This window comes from Streptomyces sp. NPDC048600 (assembly GCF_055587025.1).
Genome location: NZ_JBVJGZ010000013.1, coordinates 37,209 through 56,520, shown reverse-complemented (window position 1 = coordinate 56,520; position 19,312 = coordinate 37,209). Strand labels below are relative to the sequence as shown.

The 19,312-nt window shown below is 71.1% G+C and carries 15 protein-coding genes; 6 read left to right on the top strand and 9 right to left on the bottom strand.

Features of this window, described 5'->3' with window-relative positions:
- Positions 1-66: 66 nt before the first annotated feature.
- Both ACZ6SQ_RS19105 and ACZ6SQ_RS19100 read right to left on the bottom strand, forming a co-directional pair.
- The gene (locus ACZ6SQ_RS19105) at positions 67-561 is read right to left on the bottom strand and encodes an LURP-one-related/scramblase family protein (RefSeq protein WP_469563258.1); all 495 of its coding nucleotides are present in this window, start codon (positions 559-561) and stop codon (positions 67-69) included.
- A complete protein-coding gene (locus ACZ6SQ_RS19100) occupies positions 558-1,556 on the bottom strand; it encodes a GlxA family transcriptional regulator (RefSeq protein WP_469563256.1) in 999 nt (332 codons plus the stop codon). Before ACZ6SQ_RS19100 ends, ACZ6SQ_RS19105 begins: the two co-directional genes overlap by 4 nt.
- Before the next feature lie 52 nt (positions 1,557-1,608).
- On the opposite strand from ACZ6SQ_RS19100, the gene ACZ6SQ_RS19095 reads away from it, so the two are divergent.
- Positions 1,609-2,001 (top strand): cupin domain-containing protein, encoded by a 393-nt coding sequence (locus tag ACZ6SQ_RS19095; RefSeq protein ID WP_469563254.1) that lies wholly within the window; start codon positions 1,609-1,611, stop codon positions 1,999-2,001.
- Between the two features lie 21 nt (positions 2,002-2,022).
- On the opposite strand, the gene ACZ6SQ_RS19090 is transcribed toward ACZ6SQ_RS19095, so the two are convergent.
- The 3 genes from ACZ6SQ_RS19090 to ACZ6SQ_RS19080 all read right to left on the bottom strand — a co-directional run bounded on the left by ACZ6SQ_RS19090 (position 2,023) and on the right by ACZ6SQ_RS19080 (position 5,612).
- Positions 2,023-2,268: a DUF6458 family protein gene (locus ACZ6SQ_RS19090; protein WP_469563251.1), complete on the bottom strand. Its 246-nt coding sequence runs from the start codon at positions 2,266-2,268 to the stop codon at positions 2,023-2,025.
- 87 nt (positions 2,269-2,355) lie between these two features.
- A complete protein-coding gene (locus tag ACZ6SQ_RS19085; protein WP_469563248.1) occupies positions 2,356-3,654 on the bottom strand; it encodes a M18 family aminopeptidase in 1,299 nt (432 codons plus the stop codon).
- Positions 3,655-3,785: 131 nt separating this feature from the next.
- A complete protein-coding gene (locus ACZ6SQ_RS19080; RefSeq protein ID WP_469563245.1) occupies positions 3,786-5,612 on the bottom strand; it encodes an acyl-CoA dehydrogenase in 1,827 nt (608 codons plus the stop codon).
- A gap of 153 nt (positions 5,613-5,765) precedes the next feature.
- Here ACZ6SQ_RS19080 and ACZ6SQ_RS19075 point away from each other — a divergent pair, with 153 nt between their 5' ends.
- From ACZ6SQ_RS19075 to ACZ6SQ_RS19065, 3 genes are all read left to right on the top strand, one after another.
- Positions 5,766-6,239 (top strand): SseB family protein, encoded by a 474-nt coding sequence (locus ACZ6SQ_RS19075; RefSeq protein WP_469563243.1) that lies wholly within the window; start codon positions 5,766-5,768, stop codon positions 6,237-6,239.
- Between the two features lie 330 nt (positions 6,240-6,569).
- Complete coding sequence (locus ACZ6SQ_RS19070; protein WP_469563240.1) at positions 6,570-7,550, top strand: pirin family protein; 981 nt, start codon at positions 6,570-6,572, stop codon at positions 7,548-7,550.
- 132 nt (positions 7,551-7,682) lie between these two features.
- Positions 7,683-8,777 (top strand): AI-2E family transporter, encoded by a 1,095-nt coding sequence (locus ACZ6SQ_RS19065; RefSeq protein WP_469563237.1) that lies wholly within the window; start codon positions 7,683-7,685, stop codon positions 8,775-8,777.
- Here the strand turns inward: ACZ6SQ_RS19065 and ACZ6SQ_RS19060 are convergent.
- Entirely contained in the window at positions 8,711-10,870 is a 2,160-nt protein-coding gene (locus ACZ6SQ_RS19060) for a SpoIIE family protein phosphatase (protein ID WP_469563235.1), read from the bottom strand. The genes ACZ6SQ_RS19065 and ACZ6SQ_RS19060 overlap by 67 nt on opposite strands.
- Before the next feature lie 175 nt (positions 10,871-11,045).
- Between ACZ6SQ_RS19060 and aspS the strand changes: the two genes are divergently transcribed.
- Entirely contained in the window at positions 11,046-12,809 is a 1,764-nt protein-coding gene (gene aspS / locus ACZ6SQ_RS19055) for an aspartate--tRNA ligase (protein WP_469563232.1), read from the top strand.
- Between the two features lie 113 nt (positions 12,810-12,922).
- Entirely contained in the window at positions 12,923-13,849 is a 927-nt protein-coding gene (locus ACZ6SQ_RS19050; RefSeq protein WP_469563230.1) for an intradiol ring-cleavage dioxygenase, read from the top strand.
- 71 nt (positions 13,850-13,920) lie between these two features.
- On the opposite strand, the gene ACZ6SQ_RS19045 is transcribed toward ACZ6SQ_RS19050, so the two are convergent.
- From ACZ6SQ_RS19045 to metG, 3 genes are all read right to left on the bottom strand, one after another.
- Entirely contained in the window at positions 13,921-17,037 is a 3,117-nt protein-coding gene (locus ACZ6SQ_RS19045) for an FG-GAP repeat domain-containing protein (protein WP_469563226.1), read from the bottom strand.
- A gap of 88 nt (positions 17,038-17,125) precedes the next feature.
- On the bottom strand, positions 17,126-17,491 hold the full coding sequence (locus tag ACZ6SQ_RS19040; protein WP_386384602.1) for a PH domain-containing protein: 366 nt from the start codon (positions 17,489-17,491) through the stop codon (positions 17,126-17,128).
- Between the two features lie 97 nt (positions 17,492-17,588).
- Positions 17,589-19,301 (bottom strand): methionine--tRNA ligase, encoded by a 1,713-nt coding sequence (gene metG, locus ACZ6SQ_RS19035; protein ID WP_469563223.1) that lies wholly within the window; start codon positions 19,299-19,301, stop codon positions 17,589-17,591.
- Positions 19,302-19,312: the final 11 nt, after the last annotated feature.

Genomic DNA, 19,312 nt, shown 5'->3' with positions numbered 1-19,312 from the left:
GCCGGACCCTGGCTCCGCGCCGCCGGACCCTGGTTCCCCGCGAGCCGGGCGGGTCGGCCCCTCCGTTCAGTCCCCCCGTTCCTTCTCCGCCAGGTGGATCACGCACACCGCCACCGCGATCAGCAGCGTCGGGTCGGCGTCCTCGCGCACGACGTCCACGCCGTAGGTGTCGCGGACGTGCAGCCATCTGCGGGAGATCACGGCCAGCAGCTCGCCGTCGTACTCGATCGCGAACTCGCGGTCGGCGATGCGGCCGCTGACGTCGAGCTCGGTGGAGCCGTCCGCGAGGGAGACGCGGTAGTGGTTGCGCAGCAGGGAGAGCCGTTTGCGGCGGATCGTGGCGAGCGGCTCGCCGTCCCGCTCGATGACCATGGTGTCCCGGAGGGCGAACATCTTCTGCCGGATGTCGATCAGCACCCGCCCCTCGGTGTCCTTCACCTCGAACGTGTCCCGCAGGCGCATCGCCTTGCCGTCGACGAGGAACACCCTGTTGCCGTGGTCGTCCTCGATCCAGTAGTCCTCACCGAAGCCGAGCAGCCGGTCGCGCACGAGAAATCTCATGTCACGAGGGGTTCCCCCGCGGCCGGTCCGAAACGCCGCCGGTAGGCCGAAGGGCTGAGCCCCGTCTCGCGCCGCACGTGCGCGCGCAGGTTCGCGGCCGTGCCGAGGCCGCTCTCGCGGGCGACCACGTCCAGCCGCTCCTCGCCGCGCTCGATGAGACGGCAGGCCAGGGTGACCCGCTCCCCCGTCAGCCAGGCCAGCGGCGTCGTGCCGAGCTGGGCCTGGAAGCGGCGGTGCAGGGTCGCGGGGGAGACCGCGGCGCGGGCGGCCAGGTCCGCCACGGTCAGCGACTCGCCCAGGCGCTCCTGCGCCCAGGCCAGCAGCGGGGCCAGGGACTCGTCGCGGATCTGCGGGACCGGGCGCTCCACGAACTGGCGCTGCCCGCCGTCCCGGTGCGCGGCGAAGACCAGCCGCCGGGAGACGGCGTTGGCGATCTCGGCGCCATGGTCGCGCCGCACGACGTACAGCCCGAGGTCGAGCGCGGCGGCGCTGCCCGCGGCGGTGAGGATGTCGCCCTCGTCCACGAAGAGCACGTCGGGCTCCAGCCGTACCCGCGGATGCAGCGCGCGGAAGGCGTCGGCCCACATCCAGTGCGTGGTGGCCCGGCGCCCGTCGAGCAGTCCGGCCTCGGCGAGCGCGAAGCTGCCCGTGCAGAAGCTCAGCAGCCGTGCCCCGCGCGCGTGGGTGCGGCGGATGGCGTCCAGGACGGCCGCGCCACGCGGTACGACGTTGTCGGGCCGGCCCGGTACGACGAGGGTGTCGGCGGTGTCCACGGCGTCCAGTCCCGCGGTGCCGGTCATCGTGAAGAAGCCGTGGTTCATGCGCACGGACCGGGTCGGGGTGCACAGCGTCACCTCGTACAGCGGTCCGGGCAGCCCCAGTTCGGGCCGGGGCAGTCCGAACAGCTCGGTGGCGACGCCCACTTCGAAGGGGTTCGTCCCCTCGTCGACGATCACCGCGACCCGGTGCGGAGACTGAGAGGATCCTTGCGCCATATGCGATTACTAGCACTCGCGGCGGCCGCGCACCAGGGGTCAGGATCGGGTCATGACCGACGAACCCGTATCCCTGGCCGCCGCCCTCGCCTCCTTCTCGCAGGTGTGGAGCCCGCGCATCGTCACGACCGTCAACGACTACGACGTCCGGGTCGCCAAGGTCGAGGGCGAGCATCTGTGGCACGTCCACGACGACACCGACGAGTTCTTCCTCGTCCTGGCCGGCGAACTGCACATCGCCCTGCGCGAGGAGGCGGGCGAGCGCACGGTGAGACTCCCGCGAGGTTCCGTCTTCACCGTGCCGCGCGGCACGGAGCACAAGCCCTACGCGCCCGTGCCCACCGAGATCCTCCTCCTGGAGCCCACCGGCACGTCCACGGTCGGCGACCGCCACGAGGAGGTCCCTGACCATGTGGACGCGACGACCGGGCACGCGCTCGGCTGACGCGCGCGCCGCCCGGCCGGCTCACACGCCGTAGCCGTCGCTGTAGCCGTGGCGGCGGTGCGGGTCGTCCTCGACCACCGGTGTCGCCGGCGGCACCACCACCCGGCGGCGCCGGGCGATGCTGCTGAACGTCGAGACGCCGATCAGGCCCACGGCCATGAGGATGACCCCGACCACGTCGAGGTTCACCCCCTTCATGTCCCAGTCCGTCGCGAACGTGAGGATCGCTCCCACGGCGATCAGGATGATGCAGCCTCCGAGGCCCATCCCACCTGCCTCCCTCCCAGACATGCCCTGTGTGTTCGAAGGGTCCGGGTACCCGGACCCTTCGATCGAACACCTGGGAGGGGCGGATCAGCCTTCCAAAAAGGCCGTCAGAGCCCGCGTCAGGAGCGCGGGGTCCTGCGTGCCGCACAGTTCACGGGCGCTGTGCATGGAGAGGATCGCCACGCCGATGTCGACGGTGCGGATGCCGTGCCGGGCGGCCGTGATCGGGCCGATCGTGGTGCCGCAGGGCATGGAGTTGTGCGAGACGAAGGTCTGGAAGGGCACGCCCGCTCTCTCGCACGCCGCGGCGAACACCGCGCGGCCCGAACCGTCGGTGGCATAGCGGTTGTTGACGTTCACCTTGAGGATGGGGCCGCCGTCGACCTTGGGGTGGTGCGTCGGGTCGTGCCGCTCGGCGTAGTTGGGGTGCACGGCGTGGCCCGTGTCGGAGGAGAGGCAGACGGTGCCGGCGAAGGAGCGGGCCCGGTCCTCGTAGGAGCCGCCGCGGGCGAAGACCGAGCGCTCCAGGACCCCGCCGAGCAGCGGGCCGTCGGCGCCGGTGTCGGACTGGGAGCCGTTCTCCTCGTGGTCGAAGGCGGCCAGCACCGGGATGGAGGTGAGGTCCGCCCCGCTCGCCGCGGCGGCCGTCAGGGAGGTGACACCGGCGTGCACCGACAGCAGGTTGTCCATCCGCGGACCGGCCAGCAGCTCGCGGTCGCGGCCGAGGTAGGCGGGCGCCTCCACGGAGTGCGTCATCAGGTCCCAGCCGACGACCTCGCCGGCCGGGACGCCGGCCTCCTGCTCCATGAAGGCGATCAGGTCGCCGTCGCGGACGGCGTCGCCGAGCCCCCACACCGGCTGGAGGTGGCGCTGCTTGTCGAGCTTGAGCCCCTCCGAGGTCACCGACCGGTCCAGGTGGACCGCCAGCTGCGGCACCCGCATCAGCGGCCGGTCCACGTTGACCAGGCGCGTGGAGCCGTCCCGCAGGGTCAGCCGGCCGGCCAGGCCCAGATCGCGGTCGAGCCAGGAGTTCAGCAGCGGCCCGCCGTAGATCTCCACGGCCACCTGCCGCCAGCCGAACGACCCGGTGTCGGGCTGCGGCTTGACCCGCAGGTTGGGCGAGTCGGTGTGCGCGCCGACGATCCGGAACGGCGTGTGGGGCGCCGCTCCTTCGGGGACGTACCAGGCGACCACGGCGCCGCCGCGCGTGACGTACTTGCCGCCGCTCGTGCCGTCCCAGGCGTCCGTCTCCGCGACCTGGCGGAACCCTGCCTTCTCCAGCCGCTCGGCCACGCTCGCCACGGCGTGGTACGGCGTCGGGCTGGCCGTGAGGAAGGCGATGAGGTCGTCGGTGTGGCTGCGGTCGCTGCGGGGGGGTTGGGTCATGGGTTCACCTTAACGACGGACAAGGGCCCGCTCCCCTTGTTGGGGAGCGGGCCCTCGTCAGGACGTGGACCGACTGCCGGACGTGTCCGGACAGATCGGAAAGGCCAGGCCGGAACCGGCCCGTCGAGTCCCTAGAACGCGGCCTCGTCGAGCTCCATCAGGTCCAGCTCGACGTTCTCGGAGATCTTGCGGGCCAGGGTCACGCCGGGCAGGACGTTGGCCGCGAAGAACTTCGCCGCCGCGATCTTGCCGGTGTAGAAGGCCTTGTCCTTCGCGGAGGCCGACGCCAGCTTCTCGGCGGCCACGGCCGCGCCGCGCAGCAGCAGGTAGCCGACGACCACGTCACCGCAGGCCAGCAGCAGGCGGGTGGTGTTCAGACCGACCTTGTAGATGTTCTTGACGTCCTGCTCGGTGGCGGCGAGGTCGGTGAGCATCAGGCCGACGATGGCCTCCAGCTCGACGGCCGCCTTGGCCAGGTGCTCACGGGCGCCGGCCAGCTCGTCGCCGCCGGTGCCGACCGCGAGGAACTTCTTGATGTCCTCGGCCAGGCCGTTCAGGGCCGCGCCCTGGTTGCGGACGATCTTCCGGAAGAAGAAGTCCTGGCCCTGGATCGCCGTGGTGCCCTCGTAGAGGGTGTCGATCTTGGCGTCCCGGATGTACTGCTCGATCGGGTACTCCTGGAGGAACCCGGAGCCGCCGAAGGTCTGGAGCGACTGGGCGAGCTGCTCGTAGCCCTTCTCGGAGCCGTAGCCCTTGACGATCGGCAGGAGCAGGTCGTTCAGCGCGTGCTCGGTCTTGGCGTCCTCGCCGTTCGCCTCCTTGACCGCGATCGCGTCCTGGACGGAGGCGGTGTGCAGGACGAGGGCGCGCATGCCCTCCGCGTACGCCTTCTGCGTCATCAGCGAGCGGCGCACGTCGGGGTGGTGCGTGATGGTGACCTTGGGCGCGGCCTTGTCCATGAAGTTCGCCAGGTCGGGACCCTGGACGCGCTCCTTGGCGTACTCCAGGGCGTTCAGGTAGCCGGTGGAGAGCGTGGAGATCGCCTTCGTGCCGACCATCATGCGGGCGAACTCGATGATGCGGAACATCTGGCGGATGCCGTCGTGCTTGTCGCCGATCAGCCAGCCCTTGGCGGGGTGGCGGTCACCGAACGTCATCTCGCAGGTGTTGGAGGCCTTCAGGCCCATCTTGTGCTCGACGTTGGTGGCGTAGGCGCCGTTGCGCTCGCCCAGCTCGCCGGTCTCGAAGTCGAACAGGTACTTCGGGACGAGGAAGAGGGACAGGCCCTTGGTGCCGGGGCCGGCGCCCTCGGGGCGGGCGAGGACGTAGTGGAGGATGTTCTCCTCCATGTCGTGCTCACCGGAGGTGATGAAGCGCTTCACGCCCTCGATGTGCCAGGAGCCGTCCTCCTGCTGGACCGCCTTGGTGCGGCCCGCGCCGACGTCCGAACCGGCGTCCGGCTCGGTGAGGACCATGGTGGAGCCCCAGGTCTTCTCGACGGCGATCCGGGCGATCTTCTTCTGGACCTCGTTGCCCTCCTCGAAGAGGATGTTGGCGAACGCCGGGCCCGAGGAGTACATCCACACGGCCGGGTTCGAGCCCAGGATCAGCTCCGCGTACGCCCAGATCAGCGACGGCGGGGCGGTGGTGCCGCCGATCTCCTCGGACAGGCCCAGACGCCAGTACTCCGAGTCCATGAAGGCCTTGTAGCTCTTCTTGAAGGACGGCGTGACCGGCGCGGTGTTGGTCTCCGGGTCGAAGACCGGCGGGTTGCGGTCGGCGTCGGTGAACGACTCGGCCAGCTCGTTCTCGGCGAGCCGCGTCAGCTCCTCCAGAACGCTCTTGGCGGTGTCGGTGTCCATCTCCTCGAACGGGCCGGTGCCGTACAGCTTGTCGCGCCCGAGTACTTCGAAGAGGTTGAACTCGATGTCGCGGAGATTCGACTTGTAGTGCCCCATGGCGACGGCTCCGTAGAGGGATCGGCGAGGCACTGACTCCTCGCGACTGATTCACGTACCAGCAAGTGTCTACGATGATGCTACCCGCCAGTAATAAGACGCAACCCCCATGGGGCCGAGTGTGAGAAGGGTCTACTCGGTACCCTTGCGCCCATGTACGGATACGGCCAGCCGATGGACGGGGGCGCTGCCCAGCAGCAGTACGCCACGCCGCAGCAGCAGATGCCCGGCCAGTACGGGCAGCAGTCGCCGCTGTACCCCGAGCCGTCGCCGCCCTCCCTCGCCGACGCGGTGCGGGCCTTCACCACGGGCCAGGTGGCCGCGGAGGACTTCCAGCAGGTCTTCGCGACTTCGAAGGTCTACTGCCCGCGCGGCGACAACCCTGGCTTCCTCGCCCTGCACAACACCCAGCAGCCGGTGATCCCCATGTTCACCTCGCTGAAGGAGCTGCGCCGGTACGCGGGCAAGGAGTCCAAGTACTTCGTCATCACCGGCGCCGAGGTGATCGACCTGCTCCCCACCGGCTACGGCTTCGTCCTCGACATGGAGGGCGAGCACCGGATGGTGTTCGACGCCAAGGCCGTGGAGCAGATGGTCGAGTTCGCCATGCGCCGGATGTACGGCTGACGGCGATCGTCCGCCGTTCCGTCCCGCCTCTGCAGGGCGGCCCATGATCCGTGCCCTCGCTGCCGGAACCGGCCCTGTGGGGGCGTTTCCCGCCGTTCTGCGACGGGCGGTGCGCGGGGCGCCGGGCGGCAGCACGGGCGCGCCCCGTCTTCACGCCGGCGCCTCGCAGCGCCTCTTCCCCGTGCCGTGGGAGGCGCGGGGGCCGAGCCGAGCGCCGTCGAGTATCGGCCTGACCGGGTGCCCGGAGGGAATTCCCTCCGGGCATTCTTCGTTCCGAGGTGGCAGGAAGTTCAACAGTCAACTAAAATCGAAGCACAAGGAGGTACCGACATGCCTGCAGTGACCGTCGAGAACCCGCTGCTTCTGCCCCGCGTGGCCGCGCCGGGCGAAGCCGTGGCACGTCCCGTGCTCGCCGTCACCACCGCGCCGAGCGGCTTCGAGGGCGAGGGCTTCCCGGTGCGCCGCGCGTTCGCCGGGATCAACTACCGCCATCTGGACCCGTTCATCATGATGGACCAGATGGGTGAGGTGGACTACGCGCCGGGCGAGCCCAAGGGCACCCCCTGGCACCCCCACCGTGGCTTCGAGACCGTCACCTACATCATCGACGGCATCTTCGACCACCAGGACTCCCACGGCGGCGGTGGCACCATCACCAACGGCGACACCCAGTGGATGACGGCCGGCTCGGGCCTCCTCCACATCGAGGCGCCGCCGGAGCACCTGGTGATGTCGGGCGGCCTCTTCCACGGGCTCCAGCTGTGGGTGAACCTGCCGGCGAGCGACAAGATGATGGCCCCGCGCTACCAGGACATCCGCGGCGGCAGCGTCCAGCTGCTCACCTCCCCGGACGGCGGCGCGCTGCTGCGCGTGATCGCCGGCGAGCTGGACGGGCACGCCGGTCCGGGCGTCACCCACACCCCGATCACCATGATCCACGCCACCCTGGCGCCGGGCGCGGAGATCACCCTGCCCTGGCGCGAGGACTTCAACGCGCTGGCCTATGTGCTCGCCGGCCGCGGCTCCGTCGGCGCCGACCGCCGCCCGGTCCACCTCGGCCAGACCGCGGTCTTCGGCCCCGGCTCCTCGCTGACCGTCCGCGCCGACGAGAAGCAGGACTCCCACACTCCGGACCTGGAGGTCGTCCTGCTGGGCGGCAGGCCGATCCGTGAGCCCATGGCCCACTACGGCCCGTTCGTGATGAACACCCAGGACGAACTCGTCCAGGCCTTCGAGGACTTCCAGAAGGGCCGCCTCGGCACCGTTCCCGCGGTCCACGGCATGGACGAGAAGGGCCCCGCCGACGCCTGACCGGCCGCCGGGAGCACCAGGGTCCGGGGCGCGGTCGCTCCGGACCCGGGCGCCTGACGTCTCGTCAGTCCCCTTCACCCGGGCGGGCCGTCCGCGCAGGACAGCCCGCCCATGGCGTGATCCGCTGGGAGGATGCCGGACTCCGCAGCCCTGCTGCCCCGCCCCGCCCGCCGGGTCGCCGCCTGGTGCGCGCTCGTCCTGCTGGTCGCGGGCGTCGGCTGGGTCGGCGTGCGGCTGTGCGTGGAGCTGAAGACGGCCGTGGTGCCCGTGCTGCTCGCGCTGCTCGGCACCGCCCTGCTCCGGCCCCTCCACCGGCGGCTGGTCAAGGCGCATGTGCACCGGTCCCTGGCCGCCGCGCTGACCTGTGTCGCCGTGGTGGCCGTCGTCGGCGGCGCCGTCTACATCGTCGTCGCCGCGCTCATCGACTCCGGCGAGCAGATCACCGCCTCCCTCAGGGACGCGGCCGAGTCGATCGCCGAGCACTTCGGGGCGGCCGGCACCTCGCTGGACGACATCGCCTCCAACGCCCGCGGTCTGCTGTCCCGCTTCGGCAGCACCGCGGCCTCCGGGGTGATCAGCGGGGTCAGCGTGGTCGGCGAGACCATCGCCATGGCCGTGCTCGCCCTGCTGCTGGTCTTCTTCTTCCTGCGCGACTCCCACAAGGCCGCCGCCACCCTGCGCTCCCTCGCCCCGAGGGGCGGCGGGGACGTGCTGGAGGCCATGGCGCGGCGGGCCTTCCAGGCCGTCGAGGGGTTCATGCGCGGCACCACCCTGATCGCCCTCATCGACTCCGTCTGCATCACCGTGGGGCTGCTCGTCCTCGACGTGCCGGGCGCGTTCGGGCTCGGCGCGCTGGTGCTCGTCGGCGCCTACATCCCCTACCTCGGCGCGTTCATCTCCGGGGCGGTGGCCGTGCTGGTCGCGCTCGCCGACCGGGGCCTCGTGATCGCGCTGTGGGCGCTCGGTGTGGTGCTCGCGGTGCAGGTGCTCGAGGGGCACGTCCTCCAGCCGGTGATCCAGAGCAGGACCGTGCAGATGCATCCGGCGGTCGTCATGGTCACCATCACCGCGGGCGCCTCCGTCGCCGGCATCCTCGGCATGCTGCTGGCCGTGCCGGTCACGGCCGCGGCCTTCGGCGTGCTGCACGAGCTCCGGGCGCGCTACGCGCCGGGGAAGCCGTCGGACCCCCCGGACTCCCCGGGCTCGCCGGAACCGTCGCCCTCGTAGAGGTCGAACCAGATGCTCTTGCCCTCGCCGCGCGGCGCGACGCCCCACGCGTCGGCGAGCAGCTCGATCAGCACCAGACCGCGTCCGGAGGAGGCCAGCTCGCCGGGGTGGCGCTTGTGCGGCAGGTCGTCGCTGGTGTCGGTGACCTCCACCCGCAGCCGCCGCCGGTCCTGCCCGGTGACCTCGGCGACCAGCAGCGCGTCGGCGTCGGTGTGCACCAGGACGTTGGTCAGCATCTCCGACATCAGCAGGACCGCCGAGTCGAGCTGGTCCTGGGAGGCCCAGTCGTGCAGCAGGTCCCGCAGATGCCGGCGGGCCACCGCGATCCGCTCCGGCTCGGCCTGCGCCACGGTCAGCATGGTGCGCCGCACCGGAGCCCGTACGGCCACGGCGTCCCCGCACCCGCAGCCCTCGCCCTGGCGGCACAGCAGCAGGAAGGCGATGTCGTCCTCGCGCCGGTCGGCCAGCGGGCCCGTGGTGTGGTGCGAGGACGGCCCGTGCACGGCCTGCACCAGGAGGTCGGCCAGCTCGTCCAGGTCGCTGTCGTGCTCCTCCAGGATGCGGCGGATGCGGGTCCAGCCGGTGTCCAGGTTGTGGCCGCCGGTCTCCATCAGGCCGTCGGTGCAGATCATCATGATCTCGCCCGGCTCCAGGGCGAGCCGGGTGGTCGGGTAGTCGGTGTCCGGGTCGATGCCCAGCGGCAGCCCGCCCGCGGTGGCCCGGACCAGGACCGTGCCGTCCGGCATCCGGATCACCGGGTCCAGATGGCCCGCGCGGGCCGCCTCCACCATTCCGGTGACCGGGTCCACCTCGACGTAGAGACAGGTCGCGAAGCGCACATCGGCGGGGTCGTCGCCGGTGTGGCCGATGCCGTGCAGGAAGCGGGAGGCGCGGGAGAGCACGGCGTCGGGGCGGTGTCCCTCCGAGGCGTACGCCCGCAGCGCTATCCGCAGCTGCCCCATCAGCCCGGCCGCCCGCACGTCGTGCCCCTGGACGTCTCCGATGACCAGCGCGATCCGCCCGTTGGGCAGCGGGATCAGGTCGTACCAGTCGCCGCCCACCTGGAGGCCGCCGCCGGTCGGGATGTAGCGGGCCGTCACGGACATGCCCGGGATCTCGGGGCCCAGGGTGGGCAGCATCGAGCGCTGGAGGCCGTCGGTCAGCTCCCGCTCGGACTCCGCGGCCCCGGCGCGCGACAGGGCCTGGGCGAGCATCCGGGCCACCGTCGTCAGCACCGAGCGCTCGTCCGGGGTGAAGGCCACCGGGTAGGTGAAGGCGGCCATCCAGGCGCCGATCGTGCGCCCGGCGACCGTCAGCGGCAGGAACGCCCACGACTGGCGGCCGAACTGCTGGGCCAGCGGCCAGGTGAGCGGATAGCGGCGCCCGTACTCGTCGGGGGAGGGCAGATAGACGGCCCGGCCGGTGCGCACCACGTCGGCGGCCGGGTAGGCGGTGTCCAGGGACATGTGCGCGAAGGGGCCCTCGTCGCCGGGCCGGTGCCCGTGGTGGCCGATGACCGTCAGCCGGTCGCCCGAGACGCCGAACACCGCCAGCCCGTCCGGGGAGAACCCCGGCATCGACAGCGCCGCCGCCACCCGCAGCACCTCGGCGGTGGACCGGGCCTCGGCCAGCGCCCGGCCCGCGTCCAGCAGGAACGCCTCGCGCGAGCGGCGCCAGTCACCGGTGACGGTGCTCCGGTTCACCGAGGTGCCCGGCAGCGGCTCGGTGACCTCCTGGAGGGTGCCGATCAGCTCGTAGGCCCGTTTCTGGCGGTCGAAGGAGGGCTTGGAGCGGCTGCGGACGATCCGGACGATCCGGCCCTGCTCGTCCATGATCCGGATGCGGACCTCGGCGAGGGTGCTCTCGGCGGCCGCGAGCTGCACGACGCCGGTGATCTCGTTCCAGTCCACCGGATGCAGCCGGGCCCGCACCTGGGGCTCGGTGAGCGTCGCCTCCTCGGCGGGCAGGCCGAGCAGCCGGGCGGCCTCCGCGTCCAGTCTGACCAGGCCTGTCGACGTGTCCCAGTGCCACAGGCCGGTCGCAAGAGAGGCGAGAACCTGCTCCACGGCGGGCAGGGGCTCACCAGTGCGCATTGCCCCACTTTAGGAAAGGGTGTTCGCATCCTGCCACCGAAGAGGGTTCCGGCCGCCCGTCGCGCACCTCCCGCACCCCGCCCCTAATAGGGGAAGCCGATCTTCGCGTGCCCGGTACCCTGGGTGTGTTTCACGTGAAACATGCCCCCGATCCACGAAGGCTGGATGAACGACGATGCATCGGTACAGGTCCCACACCTGCGGCGAGCTCCGCGCCTCTGACGTCGGCACCGACGTCCGGCTGAGCGGCTGGCTGCACAATCGGCGCGACCTGGGCGGCATCCTCTTCATCGATCTGCGCGACCACTACGGCATCACGCAGCTGGTCGCCCGTCCCGGCACCCCGGCGTACGAGGCCCTGGACAAGATCTCCAAGGAGTCGACCCTCCGTATCGACGGCAAGGCCGTCTCCCGCGGCGCCGACAACATCAACCCCGAGCTGCCCACGGGCGAGATCGAGGTCGAGGTCGGCGAGGTCGAGCTGCTCGGCGCGGCCGCCCCGCTGCCCTTCACGATCAACGCCGAGGACGGGGTCAACGAGGAGCGGCGCCTGGAGTACCGCTTCCTGGACCTGCGCCGCGAGCGCATGCACCGCAACATCATGCTGCGCACCGCGGTCATCTCCGCGATCCGCCACAAGATGACGGCGCTGGGCTTCAACGAGATGGCGACGCCGATCCTGTCCGCCACCTCCCCCGAGGGCGCCCGCGACTTCGTCGTGCCCTCCCGCCTGAACCCGGGCAAGTTCTACGCCCTCCCCCAGGCCCCGCAGCAGTTCAAGCAGCTGCTGATGATCTCCGGCTTCGACCGCTACTTCCAGATCGCGCCCTGCTTCCGCGACGAGGACGCCCGCGCCGACCGCTCGCCGGGCGAGTTCTACCAGCTCGACGTCGAGATGAGCTTCGTCGAGCAGGAGGACGTCTTCCAGCCGATCGAGCGGCTCATGACCGAGCTGTTCGAGGAGTTCGGCGGCGGCCGCCACGTCACCTCGCCGTTCCCGCGCATCCCGTTCCGCGAGTCGATGCTGAAGTACGGCTCCGACAAGCCGGACCTGCGCGCCCAGCTGGAGCTCGTCGACATCACCGACGTCTTCGAGGCCAGCGAGTTCAAGGCCTTCGCGGGCAAGCACGTGCGTGCGCTGCCGGTGCCGGACGTCTCCGCCCAGCCCCGCAAGTTCTTCGACCAGCTCGGTGACTTCGCGGTCTCCCAGGGCGCCAAGGGCCTGGCCTGGGTCCGTGTCGGCGAGGACGGCGCGCTGTCCGGCCCGATCGCCAAGTTCCTCACCGAGGAGAACGTCAAGGTCCTCACCGAGCGCCTCGGCCTGGAGGCCGGTCACGCCGTGTTCTTCGGCGCGGGCGACTTCGACGAGGTCTCGAAGATCATGGGCGCGGTCCGTGTCGAGGCCGCCAAGCGTGCCGGGCACTTCGAGGAGGGCGTCTTCCGGTTCTGCTGGATCGTCGACTTCCCGATGTACGAGAAGGACGAGGACACCGGCGCCATCGACTTCTCGCACAACCCCTTCTCCATGCCGCAGGGCGGCCTGGAGGCCCTGGAGACCCAGGACCCGCTGGACATCCTCGGCTGGCAGTACGACATCGTCTGCAACGGCGTCGAGCTGTCCTCCGGCGCGATCCGGAACCACGAGCCCGAGATCATGCTCAAGGCCTTCGAGATCGCCGGCTACGACCGGGAGACCGTCGAGGAGAAGTTCGCGGGCATGCTGCGCGCGTTCCGCTTCGGCGCCCCGCCGCACGGCGGCATCGCCCCCGGCGTCGACCGCATCGTGATGCTGCTGGCCGACGAGCCGAACATCCGCGAGACCATCTCCTTCCCGCTCAACGGCAACGCCCAGGACCTGATGATGGGCGCGCCGACGGAGCTGGAGGAGGCCCGGCTGAAGGAACTGCACCTGTCGGTGCGCAAGCCGCAGGCGAAGTAGGGCGACCGCGAAGGCGCCCCGGACCTGGGGTCCGGGGCGCCTTCGCGTTTCCTGGGCCCGTCCTCAGCCCTCGCTCATGCCGCTGACAGGGGGCGTGCCTAGCTTCGCTTCCCATGACGCGAACCCCTGCACACAAGAAGAGCGTGACCCGTCGCAAGGTCGTCGTGGCGGGCGCGGGCGCCGCGGTCGCGGTCGGCGTGGGAGGCACACTGGCGGCGGGCGCCTTCGCCGGCGAGAGCGGCGGCCCGGACGACGCCGCGAAGGGCTCCGGCAGCGGCGAGACCTGCTACCGGCTCACCTCCGAGACCACCGAGGGCCCCTACTACATCGACGCCGACAAGATCCGGCAGGACATCACCGAGGACAAGGAGGGCATCCCGCTGACCCTCCGGCTCAGGGTGATCGACGCCGAGACCTGCGAACCGGTCGCGAACGCGGCCGTCGACGTCTGGCACTGCGACGCGCTCGGCCTCTACTCCGGCTACGAGAGCCTGTCGACCGGCGGCGGGGGCGGCACCCCGCCCTCCGGGGCGCCCACCGACCTGCCCTCCGGCGCGCCCACGGGCGAGCCCCCGTCGGGCGCACCCTCCGGCGGGCCCTCGGGCGGCACCGGCGGCGGCATCCACGAGCAGCCCACCGACGACAAGCGCTACCTGCGCGGCACCTGGAAGACCGACAAGCACGGCCGGGTCACCTTCAGGACGGTCTTCCCGGGCTGGTACCGGGGCCGTACGGTCCACATCCACACCAAGGTGCATGTGGACGGTGAATGGACCGGCTCCGGCTACGAGGGCGGCCACACCTGCCACACCGGCCAGTTCTTCCTCGACGAGGAGTCCGTGCTGGCCTCCGCGAAGGTCGCCCCGTACTCCACCAGCACCACCGAGCGCACCACGCTCAGCGAGGACACCATCTACGACCAGAGCGGCACCACGGGCGGCCTGCTCAAGCTGAAGTACGACAAGAAGAACATCGCCCGGGGAGTCGTCGGCTCCCTCACCATGGGCGTCGACCGGGATGCGACGAACGACGGCACCTGAGCCGGTGCGTCCGGCGGCACGCGGTGAACCGCGCGCCGCCGGACCGGGGCGCCGGACGCCCGTCCCGATCTTCAGGAGAGGGACTTGTAGGCGCTCCAGCCGGTGCCGAGCTTCACGCCCGCCGAGAACGTGCCCCTGCCGGTGCCGGAGTGGCGCCACAGGGTGCCGCCGGTGTCGCGGGCGACGAGGTCGGCGTTGCCGTCGTCGGTGAGGTCGCCGACGCCGACCACGACGTTGTAGGCGCCGCCCCAGCTGGCGGAGAGCTTCACCCGGGCGCCGAAGGTGCCGTTGCCCCTGCCGTCGTAGCGGTAGAGGGCGTTGGTCTTGTCCTGCGCGATCAGGTCGACCCGGCCGTCCCCGGTGACGTCGCCGACGCCCACGACCTTCTTGTAGGTCCGCCAGTCCGAGTAGAGGAGCACCGCGGTGGACAGCTTGCCCGTGCTCAGGCCCTTGTACAGGTACACCGCGCCCGTGCTCGCCTTGCGGGCGATCACGTCCGGGAGGCCGTCGCCGCTGACGTCGCCGGGCGAGGTGAGCATGTCGAACGTCGTCCAGCCGCCGGTCGCCAGCGTCGTGTACGGCGTCGACGTCCTGGGCGCCGTGTTGCAGCCCGGCTTGTACAGCCGCAGGGCCCCGCTGCTCAGCCGGACGAGGACGTCGTTGCAGCGGTCGCCGCTCAGATCGCCGAAGGGGACGGCCGTGACGGTCGAGGGCCAGCCGGTGGCGGTCGTCCGCTCCCCGACCCTGCCCGTGCCGGTGCCCGCGTGGAAGGTCAGGGCACCCGAGGTGGTGAGGGTGAGCAGGTCGCCGCGGCCGTCGGGGCCGTCGGCGCTGACGAAGTCACGGCGGACCGGCATGCCCCCCTGGAAGAAGACCTTGCCCGTGGCCACCGTGGTCGCGGCGGTGCTTCCGACACCGGTCGCCCTGAGCGTCCAGGTGGCCCAGCCGTTGGGGAAGCGGAGCCCGTTCGTCGCCAGGCCGTTCCACCGCGCGGAGACATGGGCCGCGGTCGCTCCGCCGGTGAACGTGCGGGTGGCCTTGCCGTTCGCGCCGCTCTGGACGGAGGTGAAGGCCAGGGACCAGGAGGTGACCGGACGCGACAGCAGCCAGTCACCGGTCCACGGCGCCGCGTTCGACGGCTGCGCGTAGGACGCGGTCTCGGCGCGGAAGGCCGTGGTCGCGGACGGCGCGATGCCGGTGGTGACGACCTGCGTGCGCTCGTAGTCGTCGAACCAGGCGACCAGGCCCGTGTACTCGTCGACCGTCCAGCGGTAGCGGCGGTCCACGGGCAGCCCGCTGTCGGGCAGGCCGGAGGCGATGACGCGGGTCGCGCCGGTGGCCGCCTCCGTCAGGACCAGCTCGTCGGCCGCGTGGTCGTGGCGGACGGTGAAGCCGTCGCCGAGCAGCACGTCACCGGGGGCGACGGCCCTGGCCGTACCCGCCTTGGTGTCGTACACGCCCGCCGAGGCGGTCCCGCACGCCCAGTACACCCAGCGCCCCGCCGCCTGGAGTTCGCTCGGCACACAGGCCAGGCCCGGGACGGTCACGGTGGTGAGCGTCTTCATCTCGACGAGGCTGTACGAGGAGAGCTTGCCGAGGGTACTGGGGCTCCACAGGGTGGGGCCGTTCAGGGCGGCGGCGCGCACCGACCGCTTCACCAGCTGGCCGTAGCCGAACCGGCCGACGTACTGCGTGGGTGTCGCGCCGCCCGAGTTGTAGACGGCGTAGTCGTCGGAGACGTCGACGATCGCGCCGCCCCGCGTCCCGTAGTCCAGGTTGTGGCCGCCGAGGGCGCGCAGGCGGTCGTCGCCGCCGTTCTCGCCCTCGTCGGTGCCGCCGTTGGTGTCGAGGTACACGTCCTCGCCGTCGAGGCCGCCCCACAGCGCCGAGCAGGTGGTGCCGGGGTACGGGCAGACGGGCTCGTACATCGCGCCGCTCTCCGTGGCGGCGGAGGCCGTCAGCACGGTGGAGCCGTCGGTGGAGAGCGTGCGCACGGACGAGGTGTCCGCGGTGGTGCTCGCCGGGTCGTCCTCGGCGACGCGCAGGCTGCCGCGGCTGAGGGCGATGCCGGTCTTGGTGTTCTCCAGGGCCGGGGACCGGTACAGCTTCTCCAGCTTCAGCGTCCCGTCCGCGGCCTGGGTCACGCGCTGGACCCACCGGTCGGTGATGGCCGTGCCGCCGCTGACGAGCGCCTCCCCGTCACCGCCCGCGAGGGCGTACTCGCCGACGCTCGCCAGCAGGGTCTGCTTCACGGACGGGTCGGTGAGGTTCACCGCGAGGAGTCGGGTGACGGTCGGGCTCACATAGCGCGGCAGCAGTACCCAGTCGCCGACCAGGACCGGTTCGCCGTCGAGGCCGCTGGACAGCTCGGGCACCTCGACCTGCTGTTCCGGTGCGGCGAGGTCGTTGCGGGACTTCAGGTGCAGATAGCCGCTGTAGGTGTCGTACCAGCCGACGCGGTCCTCGTTCATCACGGTCTTGGGTATGTACGAGGTGTCGGTGAACGCCGTGGTGGCCACGGCCGTCTCGACGTCGATGTAGGCGAGCCCGTAGTTGCCGTCCGCCACGAGCACTCCGGAGGAGTCCGCGGCGCGTACGTCCGTGCTCCGCACGCTCGTCGATTCACCGCCGACGGGGCGGGTGCGCCAGGCGCCGTCGACCTCGTCCAGCAGGGCGGAGGTCGTGAGGATCGTGTCGCCGGCGAGGGCACGGTAGTAGCCGTGGTCCTGGGCGTTCCACTCGACGGTCCTGGTGGTGCCCGTGGCCGGGTCCCACAGCGTGGCCTGTGCGTCGGACGCCGTCCTCGGCAGCGCGACCGTGTCGCCGTCCGAGCCGTACCAGGCGTCGCGGCAGGCCGAGTCGACGGTGGCGCAGGCGGTGTCCGGCGTGTAGACGCCGGACGCCTCCCCGACCGTGACGGTGCGGCCCGTGGCGTAGTCGGTCCACAGCAGGCCGTCCTTGCCCGCATGGCGGTGCAGGAAGCCCGAGTCGCCCACGACGTAGGGGCGTTCGGTACGTGCGGCGGTGGTGCTGGGATCGGTGAGTGTGATCCCGGTGGTGCCGGCGGCGGTCTCGGCGGCCTCGCCGTCCTCGGACGAGAGGACGAACAGGGACGACGCGGCCACCGCGACCACCAGCGAACAGACGGCGGCGGCCTGGCCGCCCCGTCTCAGGGCGTGTCTGCCCACGTGAGAACCCTCCCCGCGAGAGTCTCCGCTCTCGCACAAGTGGGCGAATCCTAACGCGGGCCTGCACCACCGGGACCGACGGCCGTGACTACCGCGCGACGTACTGCGTGAGGATCGCCTGGACCTCGTAGATGTCGACGCCCTTGGTGAAGGTCTTGGTGATCGGCAGCTGGGTGCCGGAGACCCAGATCTTCAGCTCGGCATCGAGGTCGAAGGTGCCGGCCGTCTCCACCGCGAAGTGCGTGATGCTGCGGTACGGGATCGAGTGGTACTCGACCTTCTTGCCGGTGATGCCCTGCTTGTCGACCAGGATCAGACGGCGGTCGGTGAACAGGATGGTGTCACGGATCAGCAGGTAGGCGGCGTGCACCGTCTCGCCCTGCCCGAGCAGCTTGGCGTAGTCCTGCGCGGCCTGGGCCGGGTCGATCGGGTGTGCGTTGCCGAAAAGCGCCATGGAAAGAGGGACCCCCCACTCGATGTCACCCGGCCTCGGTCGGCCGGGGTGATCATGGTCAGATATACCTGGTGGGTGAGGGGTCCGAGAAGGGCTGTTACGCGGCTGTTTCCCCGCCGAAGCGCTCCTTGTACGCGGCGAGGTCGTCGTCCGTCAGCTTGGCGAACATGACCGGCGGCACGGTGAAGGGCGTCCCGGCCGGGACGGAGGACAGGGACTTCGCCTCGTCCTGGGAGACCCAGGCCGCGGTGTCGTCGGCGAGGGAGAAGGCCTGGCGCATGGCCGCCGCGGTCGTCGGGACGAAGGGCTCGGAGACCACCGAGTAGAGGTGGATGAGGTTCATCGCCGTGCGCAGGGTCAGGGCCGCGGCGTCCTGGTCGGTCTTGATCTCCAGCCAGGGGGCCTTCTCCTCCAGGTAGGAGTTGCCCGCCGACCACAGGGCGCGCAGCGCCGCCGCCGCCTTGCGGAACTGGAGGGCCTCCATCTGGGACTCGTACTCGGCGAGCAGCCGGGCGATCTCCTCGCCCAGCCTGGCCTCCGCCTCGCCCGGCTCGCCGCCCGCGGGGACGTCGTCGCCGAAGCGCTTGCGGGAGAAGGACAGCACGCGGTTGACGAAGTTGCCGAGGGTGTCGGCGAGGTCCTTGTTCACCGTGGCCGTGAAGTGCTCCCAGGTGAAGGACGAGTCGTCCGACTCCGGGGCGTTGGCGATGAGGAAGTAGCGCCAGTAGTCGGCGGGCAGGATCTCCAGCGCCTGGTCGGTGAAGACGCCGCGCTTCTGCGAGGTGGAGAACTTGCCGCCGTAGTACGTCAGCCAGTTGAAGGCCTTGACGTAGTCGACCTTCTTCCACGGCTCGCGCACGCCGAGCTCGGTGGCCGGGAACATCACCGTGTGGAACGGGACGTTGTCCTTCGCCATGAACTGGGTGTACCGGACGTCCGTGTCGACGTCGTACCACCAGGACTTCCAGTCCCCGCCCGTGGCGTCGGCCCACTCCTTCGTCGCGCCCAGGTACTCGATCGGGGCGTCGAACCAGACGTAGAAGACCTTGCCCTCGGCGGCCAGCTCCGGCCAGGTGTCGGCCGGGACGGGGACGCCCCAGTCCAGGTCGCGGGTGATCGCGCGGTCGTGCAGGCCCTCGGTCAGCCACTTGCGGGCGATGGAGGAGGCCAGCTGCGGCCAGTCGTCCTCGTGGCGGGCGACCCAGGCCTCGACCTCGTTCTGCAGCTCGGACTGGAGCAGGAAGAGGTGCTTGGTCTCCCTGACCTCGAGGTCCGTGCTGCCCGAGATCGCCGAGCGGGGGTTGATCAGGTCGGTCGGGTCCAGCACGCGGGTGCAGTTCTCGCACTGGTCGCCACGGGCCTTGTCGTAGCCGCAGTGGGGGCAGGTGCCCTCGACGTAGCGGTCCGGCAGGAAGCGGCCGTCGGCGGGCGAGTAGACCTGACGGATCGCCCGCTCCTCGATGAAGCCGTTCTCCTGGAGCTTGCGGGCGAAGTGCTGGGTGATCTCGCGGTTCTCCGCGCTGGAGCTGCGGCCGAAGTAGTCGAAGGCCAGCGCGAAGCCGTCGTAGACCGCCTTCTGCGCGTCGTGCGCCTGCGCGCAGAACTCCGCGACCGGGAGGCCCTGCTCCTTGGCGGCCAGCTCGGCGGGGGTGCCGTGCTCGTCCGTCGCGCAGATGTACAGCACCTCGTGGCCGCGCTGGCGCAGGTACCGGGAGTACACGTCCGCCGGGAGCATGGACCCCACCATGTTGCCCAGGTGCTTGATCCCGTTGATGTACGGAAGGGCGCTGGTGATGAGGTGTCGAGCCATGCCGGCTGCTC

Bases quoted from the DNA above. Each gene is read 5' to 3' on its own strand.
- ACZ6SQ_RS19105 (WP_469563258.1), bottom strand. From the start codon at position 561: ATGAGATTTCTCGTGCGCGACCGGCTGCTCGGCTTCGGTGAGGACTAC.
- ACZ6SQ_RS19100 (WP_469563256.1), bottom strand. From the start codon at position 1,556: ATGGCGCAAGGATCCTCTCAGTCTCCGCACCGGGTCGCGGTGATCGTC.
- ACZ6SQ_RS19095 (WP_469563254.1), top strand. From the start codon at position 1,609: ATGACCGACGAACCCGTATCCCTGGCCGCCGCCCTCGCCTCCTTCTCG.
- ACZ6SQ_RS19090 (WP_469563251.1), bottom strand. From the start codon at position 2,268: ATGGGCCTCGGAGGCTGCATCATCCTGATCGCCGTGGGAGCGATCCTC.
- ACZ6SQ_RS19085 (WP_469563248.1), bottom strand. From the start codon at position 3,654: ATGACCCAACCCCCCCGCAGCGACCGCAGCCACACCGACGACCTCATC.
- ACZ6SQ_RS19080 (WP_469563245.1), bottom strand. From the start codon at position 5,612: ATGGGGCACTACAAGTCGAATCTCCGCGACATCGAGTTCAACCTCTTC.
- ACZ6SQ_RS19075 (WP_469563243.1), top strand. From the start codon at position 5,766: ATGTACGGATACGGCCAGCCGATGGACGGGGGCGCTGCCCAGCAGCAG.
- ACZ6SQ_RS19070 (WP_469563240.1), top strand. From the start codon at position 6,570: ATGCCTGCAGTGACCGTCGAGAACCCGCTGCTTCTGCCCCGCGTGGCC.
- ACZ6SQ_RS19065 (WP_469563237.1), top strand. From the start codon at position 7,683: ATGCCGGACTCCGCAGCCCTGCTGCCCCGCCCCGCCCGCCGGGTCGCC.
- ACZ6SQ_RS19060 (WP_469563235.1), bottom strand. From the start codon at position 10,870: ATGCGCACTGGTGAGCCCCTGCCCGCCGTGGAGCAGGTTCTCGCCTCT.
- aspS (WP_469563232.1), top strand. From the start codon at position 11,046: ATGCATCGGTACAGGTCCCACACCTGCGGCGAGCTCCGCGCCTCTGAC.
- ACZ6SQ_RS19050 (WP_469563230.1), top strand. From the start codon at position 12,923: ATGACGCGAACCCCTGCACACAAGAAGAGCGTGACCCGTCGCAAGGTC.
- ACZ6SQ_RS19040 (WP_386384602.1), bottom strand. From the start codon at position 17,491: ATGGCGCTTTTCGGCAACGCACACCCGATCGACCCGGCCCAGGCCGCG.
- metG (WP_469563223.1), bottom strand. From the start codon at position 19,301: ATGGCTCGACACCTCATCACCAGCGCCCTTCCGTACATCAACGGGATC.